Below are 20,250 nucleotides of genomic sequence, written 5' to 3' on the forward strand. Positions count from 1 at the left end.
GGTGTACTGGACTATATCAAGGATCCCTTGCCAACGCTGACTAGAATAAGAAGATTGACCAGGGAGAAAGCCTTTCTTAGCTTTCCAAAACTTTGGAGTTACAGAACCCCCTTGCGGAAGCTAAGGCTAGGATTAAAACGATGCCCTGTCTATTTCTACACAAGGCGCAGGATCTATGAGTTGATCACTTATGCCGGGTTCAAACGAATCACAATCGAGCAGATGGGTCCCATGTACTTTGTGATCGTTGTCCCGGATAACCCCTGATCTGATTAAAGATAATCCGACAGAAAATTCTGGCTGGAAGCTTGGGTTTAGAAATACCTAACCTTGACAAACCTCAAATTTTGATTATGTTTCGGCTGTGTTGGAGTGGCGCCTCAGTTGATTCTTGAACGTCGGAGGAGGCGCTTCCTTCACCCCCATAGACACAAGAGGTTGACTGGAACAAGGGACGGAACCAAAACCACGATCGACGGAGTACTCCGTCGATTGAGAAAACCGAAGGAGGATTAAATGAATAATCAGTGTAAGAGAACCTTATTGTTCCTTCTGGCGATGGTTCTTCTCATCACCACACCAGCGTGGGCTCAGCTAGGAGAGCCATTGCTGCGAGTCGGAGACTGGCTCAACCCTGAACCCTGGCATAACTGGATAGGAGGAGAAAACAACACCACACAGGTCCAGCTTCACGTTCTGGATCCCGAAGGAGAGATCCAATACGTAGACTTCTTCTATTCCATAGACGAAGGAAGAACCTGGAAGCTCTTCGGCACCGACCAAGATGGATCTGAACCTATATATGCCGTAGAGACTGCAGGTAACCCTGAGGGGGACGGATGGTCTGCTTACTTGCCTCACAATATTGTCCCCCAGGAGGATATGAGCGTCATGTTCCGGGCCACTGCTCACATGGAGCGTGAAGAGTTCAGCGTGGAGACCGACCGCACCTACGATCCCACCCCCCTTGACGATGTAGCGGTCGAGTTCGAATGGCATGATGACACCTTACTGGTTTCCGTCCAGGACATTTATGAGGAGATAGCCACAGTTATTGACTACACCGACCTGAAGCTGGCGAAATTTGAAAAGGGAATACCGGAGATCGACCAGCGCGTTCATTCCGACAATCACTGCGCTCCCACCGGGGCGGCAGCCTGCCTTAAGTACTTTGAGAATCAAGGAGATAACCAGATTGGAGGCGGACTGAGTGATCATGACCTGGTGGATGCCCTTGCGGCGGAAATGGGAACCAGCGCAACCTCCGGAACTACGGGTTCGGGCATTGTAACGGGTCTGGTGGATTGGATTGCAGCCCACGGTAATGGCTATACGGTTACAAACCCAGGCTACGACTGGGACATAATGCGCAATGAACTGGAGAGGGGCCAGGATGTTTTGTGTGGAGTTATCTGGCCTGGCGGAGGAGGCCACATCATGACTTTGAACTCCATCGTAAACACACCGCTTCCCAACGATAACTTTGAGGTTGACTTCATGGATCCATGGACCGGTGAGACTGAAACAGGAGAACTGGACCCCAACACAGGCCTTCTGACTAACCTGACCGGGACAGGCCCCACAGGCACCATACTTGTGATGTTCATCGTCTGCCCTAAAGAATCGAATTCCGGCGGGGACGGCCCGGGTGAACCCCAAGGCAGCTCCGAGGGACCCAATCCACCTCCAATTCCCCTCACCTTTGATGAGCCAGGGGACTACTTCGTTCACGTCGTGCTCGTGGATCGGACGGGCAACGCGCACCGTTTTATCGAAATCGTATCCTATGAACCAAGCGCCGTTGAGCAGGATCAGGGTGTGATCCCGCAAGAGATCTACCTCGGACAGAACACACCTAATCCCTTCACATCAACCACGGAGATTGCCTTCGGTATACCCACGAGGAACGAGGTAAGCCTTTCAGTCTACAACTCGGCCGGGCAGAAGGTAGCCACCCTGATTCGGGGTATGGTTGAACCTGGAACCCATCGCGTTTCCTGGAACGGCAGAGACGAGCAGGGCAGAGGACTCACAAGCGGCGTTTACTTCTGCGAACTCAAGACGGCCGACGGATTCAGGCAAACTAGGAAGATGCTTCTGGTTGAGTAATCCAAACGGTTCGGATGCGATCTTTTGTCCTCCGACAAAAGGAGCATTTTAAAAAGGCCCGCCTTGCAAGGCGAGCCTTCACAATGACTCGGCGGCGACCTACTCTCCCACGCCGTTACCAGCGCAGTACCATCGGCCCTGGGAGGCTTAACTTCCGTGTTCGGAATGGGAACGGGTGATCACTCCCGGTATAGCCGCCGAAAAACTCATTGTCCAATCCCTCTCTCACAGAAACGGAATTATACTTACCCATTACCCGCTGTCAACCTTTGGCTTTTTGGAGTGCATAAACCATGTTGATGCCGCAATGACCGTGTCATTGCACTCCATAGCAGTCTGTTCGCACAGGCTGGAGAGCCTGTGCCACATGCCTGGCTTAATTAATGAAGCGGGCCGAGCTGACGCAAGGCGGGCGTCCAAAGACGCCAACGTCGGCCCCTACGAACTGTTCGCGGGTACTCATGTCTGTTCTATTCGTCAACTTGACAAAGTGAGAGTTATTCTTTTTCTGATTTGTTTACTGACGATGATTGGGGCTCGGGCCAGTACCGGCCAACGTTTTCCCTGAACTCCTTGCCGGTGATGACCATCTCTTCCTCGATATCCAGCCCGCTGAGCCGTGACAGGATTGCGATCGCGGTATCAGAGCTCTTGTTTTCTGCGGTTCGGCATTCTTCAAGGAACCGGGGGATGAGCTCCGGATTTCCGGACTTTTCCACCACCTTGGCCCAGAAGTAGGGAGCGAGAAGATAACCGAAGACATCAACCGACCTTCCACCCCTGAGATTAATAATCTGAGCTTCCTTCCAGGTCCTGAGATCGTAAGTCTTTTTTGGATCATACCTTGGATAGTCATCCCGGTGCAGACGGGAATAGCCTTCTGGATAATAACGCTTTTCAATCTCGAAAGCGGCGTAGTTGGCCAACCCGTCTCCAATCCAGCGGCCATCAACGTTGTAAATACTACCAAGAGAACTCTCCACCCATTCATGTGGAATGGTTCCGAAGACGTATGAACTGTCAATCTCAGGGGTGGTCCACCACCCTCCGCCTATATGAAGTTCAAAAGTTGCCGTATCCTGTTTCAAGACCACCTTAACTGGTTTCAATTCCATATCGAGTTCACTTTCTATAACCTTTCTGCCTTTCAGGACCGCATCCAGAACCTGGCCTGCTTGTTTGTTGAATTCACTCGGATAAAGAACCCGAATTCCATCTTCTTCCAACTCAGGCATACCGTAAGATAAATACAAAGGTGCATTCCTCGCTGCTATGAAAAGTTTGAAAAAGACTGTGAGGGAACCGATTAGACCCAAATTTGTTGATTCCGAACCGGCTGACCCAGTCAAAGGGAATTCTCCCTTGACTGGCTGGCAGGAATATACCTTAAAACCTGTTATTCTTCGTGCCTTCCTCGGGATCCAAAACACAACTTCACCGTTTTTATCGGATGTCTTTTCGAACCTCCCTTTCTTTGTCTCAACCACGCATAAAACACCCGAAGCTGGTTTCCACAGGGAATCGTGGAAGGCAAAGAAGATAGGCAGGCTGTCTGCCCTGGTAATCTGAGACATAAAAAAGAGCTCGTCCCTTGCGTACTCGGTGAGGTCAAGGGTGTCGGTGTAGGCTTTGGTTTCCTGAGCTATTACAGCGCTGAAGGTTAATGCCAAAAGGATTGACGTTCCCCAAATCGATCCTGGCGTCCATCTCTTATGCATTCCTACCTCCTTGATTCACTTATTAAGACGAAGCTTTTATTAGAAAGTTTCTTGCCTGGAGAAAAAATACCCCTGACCGAAGCCAAGGGTATATAAAACTCTACGAGGTCCCCGAACGGATGCAAAGCAGCCGTTTGGGGTACAAAGGTAGGGAGTGCATTAAGAGAAGTTCAAGCCTCACGGCCGATTAGTACCACTCGGCTAAATACATTACTGCACTTACACCTGTGGCCTATCAAACTCGTAGTCTTCGAGCGGCCTTCAGGGGGCTTTGAGCCCCGGGAGACCTAATCTTGAGGTTGGCTTCCCGCTTAGATGCTTTCAGCGGTTATCCATTCCGCACATAGCTACCCGGCGATGCCGCTGGCGCGACAACCGGTACACCAGAGGTGCGTCCATCCCGGTCTTCTCATACTAGGGACAGCTCCTCTCAAGTCTCCTGCGCCCACGATGGATAGAGACCGAACTGTCTCACGACGTTCTGAACCCAGCTCACGTAGCGCTTTAATGGGCGAACAGACCAACCCTTGGGACCTTCTCCAGCCCCAGGATGCGCTGAGCCGACATCGAGGTGCCAAACACCGCCGTCTATAAGAACTATTGGGCGGTATTAGCCTGTTATCCCCGGAGTACCTTTTATCCGATGAGCGATGGCCCTTCCACAAGGAACCACCGGGTCACTAGGTCCCGCTTTCGCGCCTGCTTGGCCCGTCGGCCTCACAGTCAGGCTTGCTTATGCCCTTACACTCTGCACACGGTTACCGTCCGTGCTGAGCAAACCTTTGAACGCCTCCGTTACCTTTTAGGAGGCAACCGCCCCAGTCAAACTGCCCGCCTGGCACTGTCTCCAGCTTTGATGCATGGATTAGAGCCCCAACAACCCAAGGGTGGTATTTCACCGATGACTCCACCCAGACTGGCGTCCAGGCTTCACTGTCTCCCACCTATACTACACATGGATGGCCAAGACCCAATACCAGGTTACAGTAAAGGTTCACGGGGTCTTTTTGTCCAATCGCGGGTAGGCGGCATCTTCACCGCCACTACAAATTCGCCGAGCACTCCGTCGAGACGGCGCCCCACTCGTTACGCCATTCGTGCGGGTCGGAACTTACCCGACAAGGAATTTCGCTACCTTAGGACCGTTAGAGTTACGGCCGCCGTTTGCCGGGGCTTCGGTCGGGAGCTTCGTCCTCAAAAAGAGGAGTGACCCCCTTCCTTAACCTTCCGGCACCGGGCAGGCGTCAGGCCCTATACGTCGTCTTGCGACTTAGCAGAGCCCTGTGTTTTTGATAAACAGTCGGCGGGGCCTGGTTTCTGCGACCTCCCCGAACTTGCCAAACGAGTTAACTCGCCCGGGAAGGCATCCCTTCTTCCGAAGTTACGGGATCAATTTGCCGAGTTCCTTAACGGAGTATCACTCGAGCGCCTTAGGATTCTCTCCTCGCCTACCTGTGTCGGTTTACGGTACGGTCGGCTGTGAACCTGGCATAGAGGCTTTTCTCGGCAGGTGTTTGAGACGAGTTTGCGGCCAAAGGCCTTCCATTCCTCCTTTGGGCTCAGGCCCGCGGATTTACCTACGGACCACCCTCCGGAGTTGGACCACCATCCAACAGGTGGATCATCTCTTGCGCCTGCGTCCCCCCATAGCTCATAACGGTTCGCAACCGGTACGGGAATATTAACCCGTTTCCCATCGGCTACGCCTTTCGGCCTCGCCTTAGGGACCGACTAACCCTGGGCGGATTAACCTTCCCCAGGAAACCTTAGGCTTTCGGCGGACAGGTTTCTCGCCTGTCTTGTCGCTACTAATGCCGGCATGATCGCTTCCGATACGTCCAGCGCGCCTTACGACACGCCTTCACACGCTTACGGAACGCTCCCCTACCGCGACGCTCTAAAGAGCGCCACCCATAGCTTCGGCGGCTGACTTAGCCCCGTTATATCTTCGGCGCGGAACCACTCGACTGGTAAGCTGTTACGCATTTTTTAAATGATGGCTGCTTCTAAGCCAACATCCCAGCTGTTTGGGCAATTCCACTTCCTTTGCCACTTAGCCAACACTTAGGGGCCTTAGCTGATGGTCTGGGTTGTTTCCCTCTCGGCCATGGAGCTTATCCCCCACAGCCTCACTCCCAGGCTCTAGAGTAACGGCATTCGGAGTTTGGCTGAACTTGGGGAAGAATCTCTTCCCCTTATCCAATCAGTCGCTCTACCTCCGTTACTGAACACCTGAGGCTGTCCCACAAGACATTTCGGGGAGAACCAGCTATCACCTGGTTTGATTAGTCTTTCGCTCCGACCCACAGCTCATCCGAGGATTTTGAAACATCCACCGGTTCGGGCCTCCACGAGGTGTTACCCTCGCTTCACCCTGGCCATGGGTAGATCACCAGGCTTCGGGTCTACTATACGCGACTTCGCGCCCTGTTTGGACTTGCTTTCGCTGCGGCTTCGCCCCTTAAGGGCTTAACCTTGCCGCGCAAAGTAACTTACCGGCTCATTATGCAAAAGGCACGCAGTCACCCGTGCTTGAACGGACACAGTCCGAACAAGCACTAGGCTCCTACTGATTGTAGGTGCACGGTTTCAGGTTCTATTTCACTCCCGTCTCCGGGTTCTTTTCACCGTTCCTTCACAGTACTGGTCCACTATCGGTCATCTGGACGTATTTAGCCTTAGACGGTGGGCCGCCTGAATTCCCACAGGGTTCCACGTGTCCCGTGGTACTCGGGTGCCTGGCTAGGAGACACATCCCCTTTCGCTTACAGGACTATCACCTACTCTGGTTCGCCTTTCCAGGACGATTCGGCTAGAAGATGCGTTTTGTAACTCCTTCCCGGGAGCTGCAGCTCCGGGACACCAGGTCCCACGACACCGCTGAGGCAAGGCCTGCAGGCTTGGCACCTCAATCGGTTTAGGCTTCTCCCTTTTCGCTCGCCGCTACTGGGGGAATCGCTTCGCTTTCTTTTCCTCCGGGTACTGAGATGTTTCACTTCCCCGGGTTGGCCTCCCTGTCTCATTGAGGCAGGGATAACGAGACATGACTCTCGCTGGGTTTTCCCATTCGGAGATCGCCGGGTCAAAGGTTGTTTGCACCTCACCGACGCTTATCGCAGCTTACCACGTCCTTCATCGCCGCCAGATACCAAGGCATCCACCGTACACCCTTAGTAGCTTGAACTTGTACTCTCCGCTTGCACTCCCAATTTTCCAAAGAACATAGGCTGAAGGACACCGTCCTTCCGCCGTTCACTTTTGTACCACTCTCCTCTCCCTCCAACTGATGATTATAGGCGAATCTTTTCCCTTGTCAAGTGTCTAAGAGGCAAGTTGCCTATATCAACCAGCTTAAGGAACCTGTCTATTCAGAAACCGTTTCTGTCTTAGGTATCTTGCGCAAGATCAGGATAAAGCGGCCCGGCTCCCAGGGAGTCGGGCCGCCGGTGCTAATCCACCGAGTTGAAAACGCCTTATCTCAGAAGGACGATCTTGGCGGTGCGGTTGAACTGCGGCGTAGTTATTCTTATGAAATACAGGCCGTCTGCAAGCCTTCTGCCGGCATCGTCCGTCCCGTTCCATGAAAGGCTGCCCTCACCTGAAAGCTCGCCCTCCTGAAGCGTACGCACCAGCTTACCGGTCACGTCAAAGATGCGAACTGTTACCTTGGTCGGGGTCCCAACAGAGTAACTCACAAAGGTGCCTGTTGCAGAAGGGTTAGGCCCTGCAATTTCTATCCGAAGCACATCGGGTTCTTCAGCTATGCCTGTCCAAGGCACGCCCTGGAACATCACACCCATAGGGGTGGACGCCAGATAATCCTCAGTTGCACTGGTAGCGTAGAAGGTGGGCCATGTATAGAAGGCTGTCGTCGCAGACCCAGGAGGCAAACTTCACGTTAGTGGAGTCGCCGGGCTCCAAAGGCCCTGCCACGTAGAAGCTGTCGTGGTAAGGTGCGGTGTGATAGCTCATAGAGGCGATCTCCGAGTGGCAGTAGAACCCCTCTGCCGGCTCGGTGCCGATGCTCGTAAACCAAGCCTCAGGAATCATCCTGGCACAGACTGAGTCCTGCTCAGGAGCCACGATGGTGGTGGCCGTGACCTCAACGCCAGCCAGTATGTCGCAGTAGCCGACCTGGGTGTTGTTGGATGGATTCTCATCCTCTGTCGTCTTCTCAGGCCAGAGGTATACGGTCACCTCGACCCTGTAGCGGTCCCCCGGTCCACCCGGTGGCGTCCATGAGGGGAAGTTTACGTCGTCCTCTTCGCCCGGATCGAGGTAAACGATGCCCTCAAGATCGCCTTTTTCGTAGTGGGCACCCGGCCCTGTGATACGGCACTTGGCGTAGCATGAGTCCACGCCTCTGCCGAGGTTGGCGATGACCGCTCTGGGCTTTATCTCTCCTCGCTCGATCTTGCCCACCGGATCGATAATGCGGGTACATGCAAGGTCGCGACCCAGCGCCTCTAGATCGTTATCAATCCACACACGGTGATTTGCTCCGCTCACGGTAAGGCTCATCGGACCCGCTACCGGATTGATATCCAGATAGGCCTCGCCCTCCGCGTCGGTCCTTGCCCAAGCGTACACGTAAGGCTCCTGGCGAACGCAAACGAGCATACCCTCCACCGGGTAACCGGCCTCTGAGCCGACCGTGACCTTGAAGGTCTGAGGACCTGCGTGCGGCTCGTCATGGGTGACAATGAAAGCCGAGATCTCACGCGAATGGATTGGCATCGCAGGATCGCCGAAGAGGCTGAGTTCGTATATGCACCAGCGTCCGACCCGGTAGGAGCCCCAGTATCCGGCGTTATCGTCCTTAGCCGCAATAAGGGTCGGGCCCGCCTCGGGGTTCGCCTTATCGTAGATGGTCTCGAAGAAGGATACGTCCAGGTCCTCGGAGGGGCCGCGTGCTGGTGGTGTACCCCAGCCGTAGCGGGAGTTGCCTACCCAGGCCACAGTGCCGCCCTCTTGGGCGTTCTGGAACGCCTCAACCAGACAGTCCGGGCTGTTGTAGTCGAAAGCCCCCACCAGACATGCGATGGAAACGTAGACCGGGGTCTTGCCAGCATTGGTAAGATTGTTCGCATGGGTGGTGATGAACAGACCATTTGCACATGAGATGCCGATCACATTCCCGTGGGCCATGTGGTGAACGATGCCCACCCCCTCGTTCAGCGAATCCTGGACCGCTGCACGTGAAAGCGTACCCTGGGTCTCGTACATCCTGGCGATTCTCGTTTCAGGATGCGTAAGATCGGCGATGGTGTTGTTGGTTGCGTCACCCGGGTAATAGGGGTTTGTCCATAATATCTCAGCCGGCAGCATAAGCTTGTCGGCGAAACCTTCAGGCGGATTCTCCTGGTAGGCCTTCACCTTATCAACAAAAAGCTCAACCTGGTCTGCATTGTCAACACAGGCACGACCAACCGCAACCTCGGCATACAGGTCAGGGTTGTCGTTCATCTCCCCGAAGACATCATCGCCGTCGGCATCCCAATCGCCGTCCAGCGCCCCGAAATACATGTCCGTTGGGATCGTATCATAGGGATGAGGCCACCAGCCGTACTGGAACACCCAGCAATCCCGCGTGGGTACCAGCTGCGCGTCTCCTCCAAGCAGTAGATACTCAAGCCCCCACTCCTCGTGCGCATAAGAGACGAAGTTGCGTATCTTTTCGGCAAGATCCCGGCCACTAAAGCCGGCATCGATGCTCTCCAAAGAAACAACCGTGTCCCGGTCGCCCAGCTTTGTGTTCCAGTCGGCAAGCGGCTGGAAAGAGCTTACGAGCGATGCGGGCGTCACGATGGCATGACGATACTCGTCAGGGGCAGGGGCAGAGAAGGTGGTAAGCGCGCCGGCCAGCTCGGGGTTCTCGACCAAACCCCGAAGCCTCTGCCTAAGACTCGCTACCTGGCCAGCGGAAAGACGGACCGATCCGCCGTCATAGGTAAAGTCCTGCTCGTACTCGATCGTAAGTACCATGTTTTCAGCGACTTCTATCTTGCCCTGGGCCGGTATGTAGCGGATAGGACGCAGTGCAATCGCCGCGATCCGTTCGCCCTCCAGGAGACCCTCGGATAAAAGCTCGGCTTGGAAATCGAACAAGGGCACAGTGGAGGAATAGACCTCTGCAAGCGGCTCGACAAACTCAACCTTCTGTGAGCTGAAAGGCCTTGCGGGCTGCGCAGGATAGAGGGGTTTAGCCACGCTAAGCGTCCTGATGCTTGTGGCCTCAAGGCGAACCCGGCTCACGCACATACCCCTTGGAAGAAGATAGCGCCTGGCCATGAAAGGCACGAGTGGATGCCCTGGCTGGGCGTCGTAGCAGGCGTCGGAAAACGAGATAAGGGTATACTCGCCCACTGCTTCTATACGAAGCTCGCTTGAGGAAAACTCTAAAACGTACTGCAGCTCGCCCGCTTGAATCGCCCCGGCCGCAAGGGGCAACAATATCACGGCAAGTGCAAGTAGGGGAATACTACGGCCATTGGCTCTCATCAAAACCTCCAGGTTTGTTTGCATCGTTTCATCTATGCTCTACTTGATTCTACCCGTGATAGCAAAGGTTGTCAAGCAAATCGAGTCTGTGCGCCAAGAGATGGTTAGCAAGCAGAGTCTATGTTCCTTTCCCATTCCCATTTTCAGCGCACCTATCAGCGCAGCATAACGAACTTGCCAACCAACTGCTGGTCGCCGGCCTGGACCCGCACGAAGTAAACACCTGAAGGCTGAGCCTGTCCCACGCGATCTATGCCATGCCACTTTACACTCGCGTTACCTGAGGGATCGGGATCAGCTGAAGTTTCATATACCCTGCGTCCAAGTTTGTCATAGATGGCCAGCTTCACGGGTTCCCAACAGCCAGTGATCGTAAAGCTTGTTACATTGCCGCGAGAAAATGGCAGCATCTCGAGAACCAGTGGTTCTCGCATCACAGAGGAGGGCGAGGAGGGCTCGGCAACACCTAAAACACGCACACCCTCATAATCCGTGATCATGAAGTCAGTAAGCTTACCTGGAGCAAACTTCACAGCCGATTGGCTCGACCTCTCTTCGTAAGAATAGGTGGAGCAATGTCCAAGATCATACTCGGCATCAACCTGAAGTCGTAAATCCGTACCCTCAAATGAAACGGTACCGGAGATAACCTCGCCCATCTCAGCATGGTTGTTGAAGAACACAATGTAACAGACTTCCTCAGAGGGTAATGGGAGAGTGGAATCGATCTTTGCTTCGATGGAGAAGTGCTCGTAGGTGTAGAAATCAAGTTCGCGTGGCTGGGGTTTGTAGTTGGTGGTAAGTGTGCAAGGGATAGCAAAATGCGTACCAGCGGGTGCCGAAGTGGAATCAATAATCTGCCCCAGGCTCTGCAGGTAAACCGAGGCGTAGTAGTTCTGTTCTTCTCCAAGTGTAGTTGTGTAAACCCCATTACGGTCAGTAATCCCGGAAAATCCTCTATATTTCTGAATCGTTTTCCAGCCTTCGCTTAACAGCTTGACGTCAGTGTTCGGTACAGAATTACCGTCCTTGTCGTATACGTTTACACTCAGTGTGCAGGAGGCCGAGTAGGTCTCGATCGAACTCCACTGAAAGCCGTCAGGCCGCCAGTTCCAGATCATTGAGCAGTACTTGCCGCCGCCGCGATCCTTGTCGTAAGCACAGCCTGAGTCAGCGGCGTGCGTAACCCCGCCGCCCAGATCAACCTGGCATGGATACCACCCGCCCGATTCTGAAGATAGATAATCATCAGGCCACCAGAACGCGTTCCACACGTGGTCCTCGTTGATGTCCATTACACCCAGAGCCGGTATCAAGCCGGTTCGCAGCCCGGCGCAGAAGAGGTCCTGGCACTCGCCGCAGTTGCCGTCGTGATCGACAGCGATCTCCGAGGGCTGAATCGGACGGGGGTTGGTGGCAGATCGAGGCAGAACCCTCGAGGTCCACCAGCCGATGGCATTGATGGCACCCATATCAGTCGAATGCTCGCGATCACCGGGCCAGATGTGTCTTTCGCCGTCCCAGACGTAGGCGATATCGGCAAGCGCGTCGCGCAGGAGAGGATAGGGATCTCCTGCTGAATTGGCGGTGTAGGAGGAGGTCCCGTTATCGTAGTAAAGGAACTCTCGCCAGAACTTGTTATAGATGATCTTGGGCAGCTCGTCTGTGATGTGCGGCATGATTACGTACCAGTAGTAAATCTCAGTGTGTATTTCAAAGGTTACGGTATCCTCACCATCCAGCCCCTTGTAGCGGGCAGTGGAGTAGTAATCATCATCGGTTTCAGGATCGCCGTAATCAACGATCTCAACATAGTTCAGTTCATCGTCGATCGCGAACAGGGAATCCAGGTTGCGCTCAATGATGGAAAGATCCATAGCCATAAGGTGTGGAGGTGAGATATGTGCCACCTGAAAGGCGATCTCGTCACGCAGACGGACATCCGCAGGATTTAGGATCATCTCAGCCAGGGTGTTCTGGCGCGAATCGCTCACCTGCATCAGGTTATCAACGAGATCGGGCCGGAGCCAGCGAGGAGCCGCCTCAACCGCGGCCTCGGCATCTGCAGTCAGACCGTAGTCCGGTGCAAGGGTATCGGCAAGGGTAAGGGCGTCAGGATCGCAGCGCAGGACGAGTCCGGTCAAAGGCGGAAGCAGCAAGCGGAAACTAACCTCATCATAGGTCTGGCCGTCATAGACGACCCGCAACCCCAGCTGTTCTGCCTGCCAAGACTCCGGAATCTCCCCAACGACAGCCTCAGGTTCCACCGGCCACATCTCAGCAGTTATCCCCCGATCCACCTCGCCAGAGGCAATGAGGGAAAGCATCACTAACAACCAGTTCATACCGCCTCCTTGTTTGGTTATCTTGATGCGATTTCACCTCGATCTTAATCACTGCGGCTTGATTTGTCAAGTGGATAAGACTCAGAACCAATCTTTAATTAGCTGTAGGTGTTTTTCTTTTCAGAAATCGCCTATTGACTCAGTGAGTTGATCTAGGACTCGGGTTCGCCCACGAAGTTAACGCGCACCTCCTTTATATCCCAGAGATGATCGAGCTTCTCGTGGATCTCCTCGGAGATGTGGGCGGCGAACTTGTGATCAGGTGTAAGATCAAGATCTATGATTATCACCCCGTCGGCGACGTCGAAGTTCACCAGGAGCTGCATGCGCACAATCGACGCACCGGTAAGGGGGTTGAGCACGTTGCGAAGCTTTCGCAGGAGTACGTCAGGGGTGGTAGGTTTTTTATCTACGAGCCCGTGCTTCTCCTTCCACTGCTCAATAGCCGAGCGAAGGGCATCCACTGCCAGAACTGCACAGTGCATCTTGACAGGGGGCAAGCCGCCAAGCTCTTCTGCAGCCTGCTTCCATGAGATCTTCTCCGCCTCCTCAATCGTGCGCCCCTTAACAATCTCGGTAAGTATAGAGGCGGTGGCGATGTTTGAAGCGCAGCCGAAGCTCTCGAACTTGATGTCGGTAATCACATGGGTCTTCTCGTTAACCTTGAGGGATATCTTCAGCATATCGCCGCACGCCGGGCTTCCCTCCATTGCCACAGCGTCGGCGTCCTTGATCTCTCCTACGTTCCTTGGATGCTTGAAGTGCTCGATTACCTTCTTGGAGTAGGGCAGCATCTAGGCCTCCTTGTCGGGTGTCAAGGGTGAGAGCTTGCGAAGATCGGCAACGATCCCCTTAAGGGCATCGAGGGTTCTTTTAATCTCCTCTTCGGTGTTGAAACGCGAGAAGCTGAAGCGCATTGAGCCGTGAGCCTGCTCGTGCGGCCTGCCCATTGCAAGAAGAACGTAGGACGCCTCAAGCGCCTTGGAAAAACACGCAGAGCCGGTTGCGGCCGCGATTCCCTGCATGTCAAGGTGCAGAAGGATGGATTCACCCTCGATGTAGTCAAAGGTCACGTTAATGATATGGGGCGCACCGCGATCAATGGAGCCGTTCAGATGCACCCAGGGTATCTCTTTCTTGATCCCCCACCAGAGCATCCTCTTGAGCTTATCGATATGTTCTATATGTTCGGGCTTCATCATCTCGACAGCCCTGGCCATGCCCACAGCACCTGGAAGGTTCTCGGTACCCGGACGCAGCTCGAACTCGTTGTATCCGCCATACATGATGGGTGAAAGTTTTACATCTTTGCGCTTGTAGAGAACACCTATGCCTTTGGGCCCGTGAATCTTGTGTGCGGTAAGGGCGGCAAGCGAGAGGTTCATCTTTTTAACATCAAAGCCAACCCTGCCCCAGCCGTTCACTGCATCTGTGTGGAAAGGGATGCTCTTTTCCGCACATAGCTTGCCGATTTTTTTCAAAGGCTGGATAGTGCCTACCTCCTGGTTTACCAGCTGGACTGAACAGAGGATCGTTTCAGGTCTCAAGGCCTTCTCGAGTTCATCCAGCTTAACACGACCATCGGGATCCACACCGACCACGGTAAGCTCAAGGTCTTCTTTCTGAATGGCTCGCAGGGTGTTAAGCACCGACTCATGCTCTATGGCGGTGGTGACAAGATGGGCAGGTTTCTTGAGCGCCCGCGCCAAGCCCAGGAGGGCAAGGTTGTTGGCCTCTGTGCCACCTGAGGTAAATATGAGCTCTTCGGGTTCGGCGTTGATTGATCGGGCGATCGTTGCACGTGCCTGCTCCAGCTTCTCCTTCGCATCCAGCGATGCCTGATATCCGAAATGCCCTGAAGGAGCTGCATACTCCTGCAAGAGGAAGGGTTTCATCTCCTCAAGCACCCATGGATCAAGCTGGGTGGTGGTGGCATTATCCAGATAGATCTCGTTCATTGGGCTGGCTCCTGGCTCCCACCTTTAGTCTTCTCAGCACGCGGCAGAAACCAGCCCGAGCGCTTTAGGCGTCTATTCAGGCTGATTAGAAATACCCAGTAAACCAGCAAAGCAGCGGCGGCTGAAGCAACCCTTAACCAAAGCGGAGCCTTGGCCAACTCCGCAATGAGCCACGTGGTCAAAGGAACAGACACCGAACCGACGAAGATCAGTAAAGAGGAGATAATTGACGATCCGGAAGGGAAATCTATCGAAACCACATCGCCCTCATGAATCCCAGTTTGAGCCCGTGCAATCAGGACACGGTATTTGCCAGCAGCAAAGCACACACCCTTCTGGCCGCAAGCCGCACAGGCGGATTGGGGGCGCATCCTCACCTTCACTATCGGCCCTTCTACCGCGATAATTTCTCCAAACTCTTGCTCTGCCATCGCTTAATTATAGTTTTTATCTAGGGTTTGTCAACCTCTGCAGAAGTTGGACAAAAGCTGGTCAGAAGTTGGTCAGAAAGTAGTCAGAAGGTGGTCAAAATCCCGGGATCCCCGCAGAGTTGCGAAGCAACGGCGTGGGGTGAAGAGATTGCTTCGTCGCACGATCTGGGAGATCGTGCTCCTCGCAACGACAGGGTATCGATGATTGCCGCTGCGATCTTTTACCCCTCCGGGGAACAGGTTAGCCTCCGGCTAAAAAGGAGCACCCACTCACCGGTTCCTTATCTGCTCTGGGGAGCAGGCGCGGACGCATATCCCGCAGATGTGCTGACCCACGATACGTTTTCGCACGAAACTATCAAGCTGGGCATAGCAGCGGTGGTGATCGAACGCCGCAGGATCGTCTTTGATCGCCTCTGCCGGACATACCGCAAGGCAGGCACGGCATACGCCGCAGTCTTCATGAAGCGGCTTGGCTGCTTCTAGGGGTGCATCGGTAAGGACTGATACCAAGCGAACCTGGGAGCCGAACTGAGGGGTAACCAGGAGATTCGAGCGTCCGATCCAACCCAGTCCTGCCTGGACAGCGGCGTGCTTGTGTGAAAATATCCCTTGCTGGTTCTTCCAGTCTGTGATCTGGGAGGCAGGCACCGGATAGGCGGCAAAGTCACGCTCCTGAAGGAAGCGGGTGACGGAAAGGGCAAGTTGATCCAGCGCCATATTGACCATCCGGTAGTGGTGGTAGTAACTCTTGGTGGGATGGTCGGTTATCTCGGAAAGCACGGTCTCCGAGAGTCTTATTGCCCCAACTACGGCATACTTCAACCGAGTCTTTAATGCATCGGAGACAAGATTGCGTTCAGGCGAGATGCGAGAAAGATCAGCAATCCCGAAAAGATCAGCTCCTCTCTCCTTGCTGAAGGAAATCAGCTCAGCTGTCAGGCTCTGGCTCATCTCCTGCCTTAAGGTAGCGATAGAGCGCCAGAAGCGCCACCGGCGTTATACCTGAGATGCGCGAGGCCTGACCCAGGGTGGAAGGACGGATCGCGGTAAGCTTCTCGATAACCTCGTTGGAAAGGCCGGGTACCTGCTCAAAGGAAAGCTCTTCAGGAATCTTCACCTTCTCGATGCGCTGAAAACGCTTGACCTCCTCAAGGGTGCGATTGATGTATCCTTCGTACTTGATCTCGATCTGTACTCTTTCCTTAACAAAATCTGAAAGCCCCTTTAAGTTCTCATCGATTTCATCGAGATCGTTAATGGAGAGCTGCGGTCGGCGCAGGAGATCGGCAAGGCTCGGCTTATCCGTGGTCGAGGGAAGTCCGTGCTCTGAGAGGATCTTATTCGTTTCCTCTATCTTCGGTCGGGTCTTTTCAAGGTGCTCAATCGTTTCTTTGCATCTGGCCTCCGCCTCCTGGACCATTCGGTAGTCCTTCTCGCGCAGAAGTCCTAACTTATAACCTTTCTCTGAGAGCCGGGCGTAGGCGTTATCTTCACGAAGAAGCAAGCGGTACTCAACACGTGAGGTGAACATCCGATAAGGCTCGTTGGTGCCGCGTGTTACCAGATCATCAATAAGGACACCGATGTAGGCCTCGTCACGGCCCAGGGTAAAAGGTTCCTCTCCCTTAATCCTCAGCGCCGCGTTGATGCCTGCGACCAGCCCCTGCGCAGCCGCCTCCTCGTAGCCGGTGCTACCGTTTATCTGACCTGCAAAGAACAGATCGCGAATAGTCTTGGTTTCAAGCCAGGCAAAAAGCTGTGTTGGCTGGACAAAGTCGTGCTCTATGGCGTAGCCGGGACGAATGAACTCGGCGCGTTCAAGGCCGGGAACGGCATGGATCATCCTCTGCTGAACATCCAAAGGCAGGCTGGTGGAAAGCCCGTTGGGATAAACCTCGTTGGTGGATAGTCCTTCGGGTTCAATGAACACCCGGTGGGAGTCTTTGTCTTGAAACTTGACCACCTTGTCCTCGATAGACGGGCAGTAGCGGACACCGGTTCCGGTGATCTTACCTGTATAGAGCGGGGAGCGGTCTAGATTCTCATTGATGATCTCGTGCACCTCGGGCGTAGTCCGGGTGATATGACATAAAGCCTGGTTGCGCAACTTGCGCCTGGTGAAGAAAGAGATACCAGGAGGCGGCTCCTCTCCGGGCTGGGGCTCTAGCTTCTCATAACCCAGACTGCGTCCGTCAAGCCTGGGTGGTGTGCCTGTCTTGAAGCGTCCCATCTCGAAGCCCAGGACCCGCAAGGTGTTGGACAGGCTGTTTGCGGCCTGATCCCCCAAACGCCCGCCTTCAAAATGCTCGCTGCCGATATGCATAAGCCCCCCCAGGAAGGTCCCGGGGGTCAGCACCACTACCCTTGAACGGATTCGACCCGCCGCCAAGGCATCAACTCCTGCTACCCTGTCGCCTTCGACATAAAGCCCCTTGACCTTATCCTGCCATATATAAAGGTCTTCCGTCTCCTCAAGCACACGGGCTGAGAACTCCCGGTGAAGCGCCTTGTCGCACTGGATTCGGGTAGATTGCACAGCCGGCCCCTTGCTGCGGTTGAGCCTGCGGAAGTGGATGCCGCAGCGGTCGGCAAGCCTTCCTTGCAATCCCCCCAGCGCGTCTATCTCCCTGGTAAGCTGGCTCTTGCCCAGACCACCTATGGCAGGGTTGCAGGACATCTCTCCTATCCTCTCGATATTCAAGGTTATAAGTAAAGTTCGACACCCCATCCGAGCTGCCGCATGCGCGGCCTCTATCCCCGCGTGTCCTGCACCCACCACGATCACGTCATAGTGCCCGCTCACCCAAGACCCTTAAGCAGGAAGAAAACCATCAACCCTGCCAGCACAATGAATAGAATCGCGGTAAGAAGCTTGGTGAGCGCGGCGTGACGGGTAAGGAACGTCTGGAAGTGTCTCTCGGTCATGCCGAACCGGACCAGGATGAATACCACCACCAGGGGGATGATGAAGGCGATGTTGTAGATAAGCAGATAGAGCAGCGCTCGGGCGCGGAACTCGGAGACCTGAACCACGTAAACCAGGGTAGGAAGATAAACCTGACCGGTGCAGATTAGCTCAAACAGCGACACAAAGAAGCCGGTAACCGCAGCACCAATCACTATCCCGCCAAAGGTGGTGCGCTTGCGAATGATTTGGTTCAGGCGCTTGCGGATCCTGTCAGGCAGTTTGAGCTTGATCTTCTCGCCTTTACCGCGTTTGAGCAAAACGAAATCGTTGAATGAATAGGCGGTCAGGACGAGAAGAAATACAATGGTTGCGGCTACAATGATAATAGAAACCCATCTAAGCACCGAGAGCAAGGCAAGTATCTGATAGGCCAGGAAGCCCAGAAGGAAGTAGGTGGCAAAGACCGAGGCAATGAAGGGAACAGCCACCCAGATGACCCGGCGGCGATGGACCCCAAGCACCGAAAGGTAGGTGATGAAGAATATGAGTGTGGCGAAAGCGCAGGGGTTGATCCCGTCGATTAGACCGGCCCCGATTATGGGCAGTATGCGAAAACCCTTGAACTCCCTTATAATCTTTTCAGCGCCCTTCTCGCGAGCCTCCTCGATCTCCTCCCAGGGGATGCTTTCTTCTCCTTGCTCTTCGAGCAAGGCCTTGAGATTGGCGGAGTGGATATCTGACTTCAGAAAATAGCCGCGCCCGAAGAAGATAACAGGTGTAAGAAGCCTTTTATCTTTAGGGATGTTATATACCTCACCGAACGCAGCAAGAAGCTCCTTTGCCTCGGGATCCTCTATGCTGTAGGTGCGGATCGCCAGGGTTGAATCCTCACGAGCTAATCCTTTAAGCAACGAAAACGCCCGGTCGCACTCCTGGCACCCGAAGGTCTCAAAGAAGACGATTTCCTTCTTCCCAACTGCCTCCAGACTATCCAAAGTTAAAGCCACCGCGGTATCTATCTCTAGATCAAACTCCTGCCCTGAATATCTTACAGAATCCTGCGCAGAGTATTTGGGCCGCAGCTTGATGAGCAGTCCCTCCAGATCGCGCTTTACCTCCTCCTCGCCGCCCAAAACCTTACCCTCGAAGAATAGAACAGGTATATCGTTCTCTAGATCGTTGGCCTTGGCCTCCATCTCCTCAAGCAGGAAGAACTCCTCGGTCTTGTCTATGTTGTGAAGCTTGAGGGTGAAAAGACCGGGATAGCGCTTGGCCAGGCGGGGTAGATCAACCTTAAGAATCCTGATGCAGTGGTCGCAGTCAGGGGCGTAGAAGAGATCTATCGATACCGGGGAGTGGGCTTCGGTCGTGACGGACTGTGTATCGGCTGGAAGCAAAGTTGAGTCAACCTCCACATCTCCCGCTTCGATGTAGGGGGCTATTATCCGCTGTATGCTGGGCTCTTCCGGATACTTATCTGAAAGGGTTTCGATTCTGTTGGAGAGCAGAACGAGGGAATCCGCCTCAAGCCTGAACCTAGCCAGGCCGAAGTGCTTGGCATCAGAGCCTGAACCCATGATAAAGGTAGTACCCACACGCTCCGGCTGAGGGAGATATGCCGGGGTGTGCCCGGAGACGATCACGTCTATATCAGGAAACTCCTGAGCGATCTTTCGCTCGGCATCAAACCCCAGGTGGGAGAGCAGGATTATAACCTCGCCTGCCTGTTTCAGCTCAGGAAGCAGAGCCTCTAGCTCGGATACCGGGTCCTTAAGCTCAACCCCGTCAAGATCGGAAGGCTCGTAGAAGAGGAAGGCGTCCTTGTTTATGAGAGAGGTAATAACTATCCTTACCCCACCCACTTGCTTCACTATATAGGGTTTAAGAAGACGCCTGCCGTCACGATAGGCGTTGGCCGAGATGATGGGTAAGCTGCCTTTGATCCGCCGGGAAAAGAAATCGTAGTCCTCAATAAGCTCCTGATCACCAAACGCCACCGCATCGATAGGGATTCTTCTGTAGACTTCCACGAAAACCGAGTCCTTGGTACGCGAGGGGAAGGGAGCGAGGATATCGCCGGCATCAAGGATAAGTAACGAAGGCTCAACCCCTTGGGCTTCCTTGATAGCGCTCGCCCGTCGGGGAAGTCCACCGTCTGGACCTTCCGGGCAGCGGCACCAGCTGAGAGTCCCGTTAGCAGATGCTATGTAGAACACACTGAACTCCTGAGCGCCAAGACCCAACGCCCCTGCAAGGATCAGGCAAATCCCCACGAAT

General features: G+C 54.2%; 12 protein-coding genes and 2 rRNA genes. 2 read left to right on the forward strand and 12 right to left on the reverse strand.

From position 1 onward, the window contains the following. Window positions 1–267, forward strand: a 267-nt coding sequence (locus CEE36_09930; protein ID TKJ39894.1) for a hypothetical protein, incomplete at its 5' end; no start/stop codon positions are given. A 249-nt stretch (window positions 268–516) separates the two neighbouring features. After that, window positions 517–2,109: a hypothetical protein gene (locus CEE36_09935; protein ID TKJ39895.1), complete on the forward strand. Its 1,593-nt coding sequence runs from the start codon at window positions 517–519 to the stop codon at window positions 2,107–2,109. A gap of 86 nt (window positions 2,110–2,195) precedes the next feature. Here CEE36_09935 and rrf read toward each other — a convergent pair. From rrf to CEE36_09995, 12 genes are all read right to left on the reverse strand, one after another. After that, window positions 2,196–2,311, reverse strand: a 5S ribosomal RNA gene (rrf, locus tag CEE36_09940). 295 nt (window positions 2,312–2,606) lie between these two features. Then, window positions 2,607–3,827: a hypothetical protein gene (locus tag CEE36_09945; protein ID TKJ39896.1), complete on the reverse strand. Its 1,221-nt coding sequence runs from the start codon at window positions 3,825–3,827 to the stop codon at window positions 2,607–2,609. Between the two features lie 165 nt (window positions 3,828–3,992). Beyond that, window positions 3,993–7,012: ribosomal RNA gene (locus CEE36_09950) — 23S ribosomal RNA — on the reverse strand. A 288-nt stretch (window positions 7,013–7,300) separates the two neighbouring features. Beyond that, window positions 7,301–7,627 (reverse strand): hypothetical protein, encoded by a 327-nt coding sequence (locus tag CEE36_09955; protein TKJ39897.1) that lies wholly within the window; start codon window positions 7,625–7,627, stop codon window positions 7,301–7,303. A gap of 22 nt (window positions 7,628–7,649) precedes the next feature. Then, on the reverse strand, window positions 7,650–10,352 hold the full coding sequence (locus tag CEE36_09960) for a hypothetical protein (protein TKJ39898.1): 2,703 nt from the start codon (window positions 10,350–10,352) through the stop codon (window positions 7,650–7,652). Between the two features lie 131 nt (window positions 10,353–10,483). After that, a complete protein-coding gene (locus CEE36_09965) occupies window positions 10,484–12,673 on the reverse strand; it encodes a hypothetical protein (protein TKJ39899.1) in 2,190 nt (729 codons plus the stop codon). Between the two features lie 152 nt (window positions 12,674–12,825). Continuing rightward, the gene (locus tag CEE36_09970) at window positions 12,826–13,467 is read right to left on the reverse strand and encodes an iron-sulfur cluster assembly scaffold protein (GenBank protein ID TKJ39900.1); all 642 of its coding nucleotides are present in this window, start codon (window positions 13,465–13,467) and stop codon (window positions 12,826–12,828) included. Then, window positions 13,468–14,631, reverse strand: coding sequence for a cysteine desulfurase NifS (locus CEE36_09975; protein ID TKJ39901.1), 1,164 nt, complete (start codon window positions 14,629–14,631; stop codon window positions 13,468–13,470). After that, entirely contained in the window at window positions 14,628–15,062 is a 435-nt protein-coding gene (locus CEE36_09980) for a hypothetical protein (GenBank protein ID TKJ39902.1), read from the reverse strand. The genes CEE36_09975 and CEE36_09980 overlap by 4 nt, the downstream gene beginning before the upstream one ends. A 270-nt stretch (window positions 15,063–15,332) precedes the next feature. Continuing rightward, on the reverse strand, window positions 15,333–16,016 hold the full coding sequence (locus tag CEE36_09985; GenBank protein ID TKJ39903.1) for a hypothetical protein: 684 nt from the start codon (window positions 16,014–16,016) through the stop codon (window positions 15,333–15,335). Then, entirely contained in the window at window positions 15,994–17,868 is a 1,875-nt protein-coding gene (locus CEE36_09990) for a tRNA uridine-5-carboxymethylaminomethyl(34) synthesis enzyme MnmG (GenBank protein TKJ39904.1), read from the reverse strand. The genes CEE36_09985 and CEE36_09990 overlap by 23 nt, the downstream gene beginning before the upstream one ends. Beyond that, complete coding sequence (locus CEE36_09995) at window positions 17,865–20,246, reverse strand: hypothetical protein (protein ID TKJ39905.1); 2,382 nt, start codon at window positions 20,244–20,246, stop codon at window positions 17,865–17,867. The genes CEE36_09990 and CEE36_09995 overlap by 4 nt, the downstream gene beginning before the upstream one ends. Window positions 20,247–20,250 lie beyond the last annotated feature (4 nt).

The sequence above is a fragment of the candidate division TA06 bacterium B3_TA06 genome (assembly GCA_005223075.1).
GTDB lineage: Bacteria > Hydrothermota > Tepidihabitantia > B3-TA06 > B3-TA06 > B3-TA06.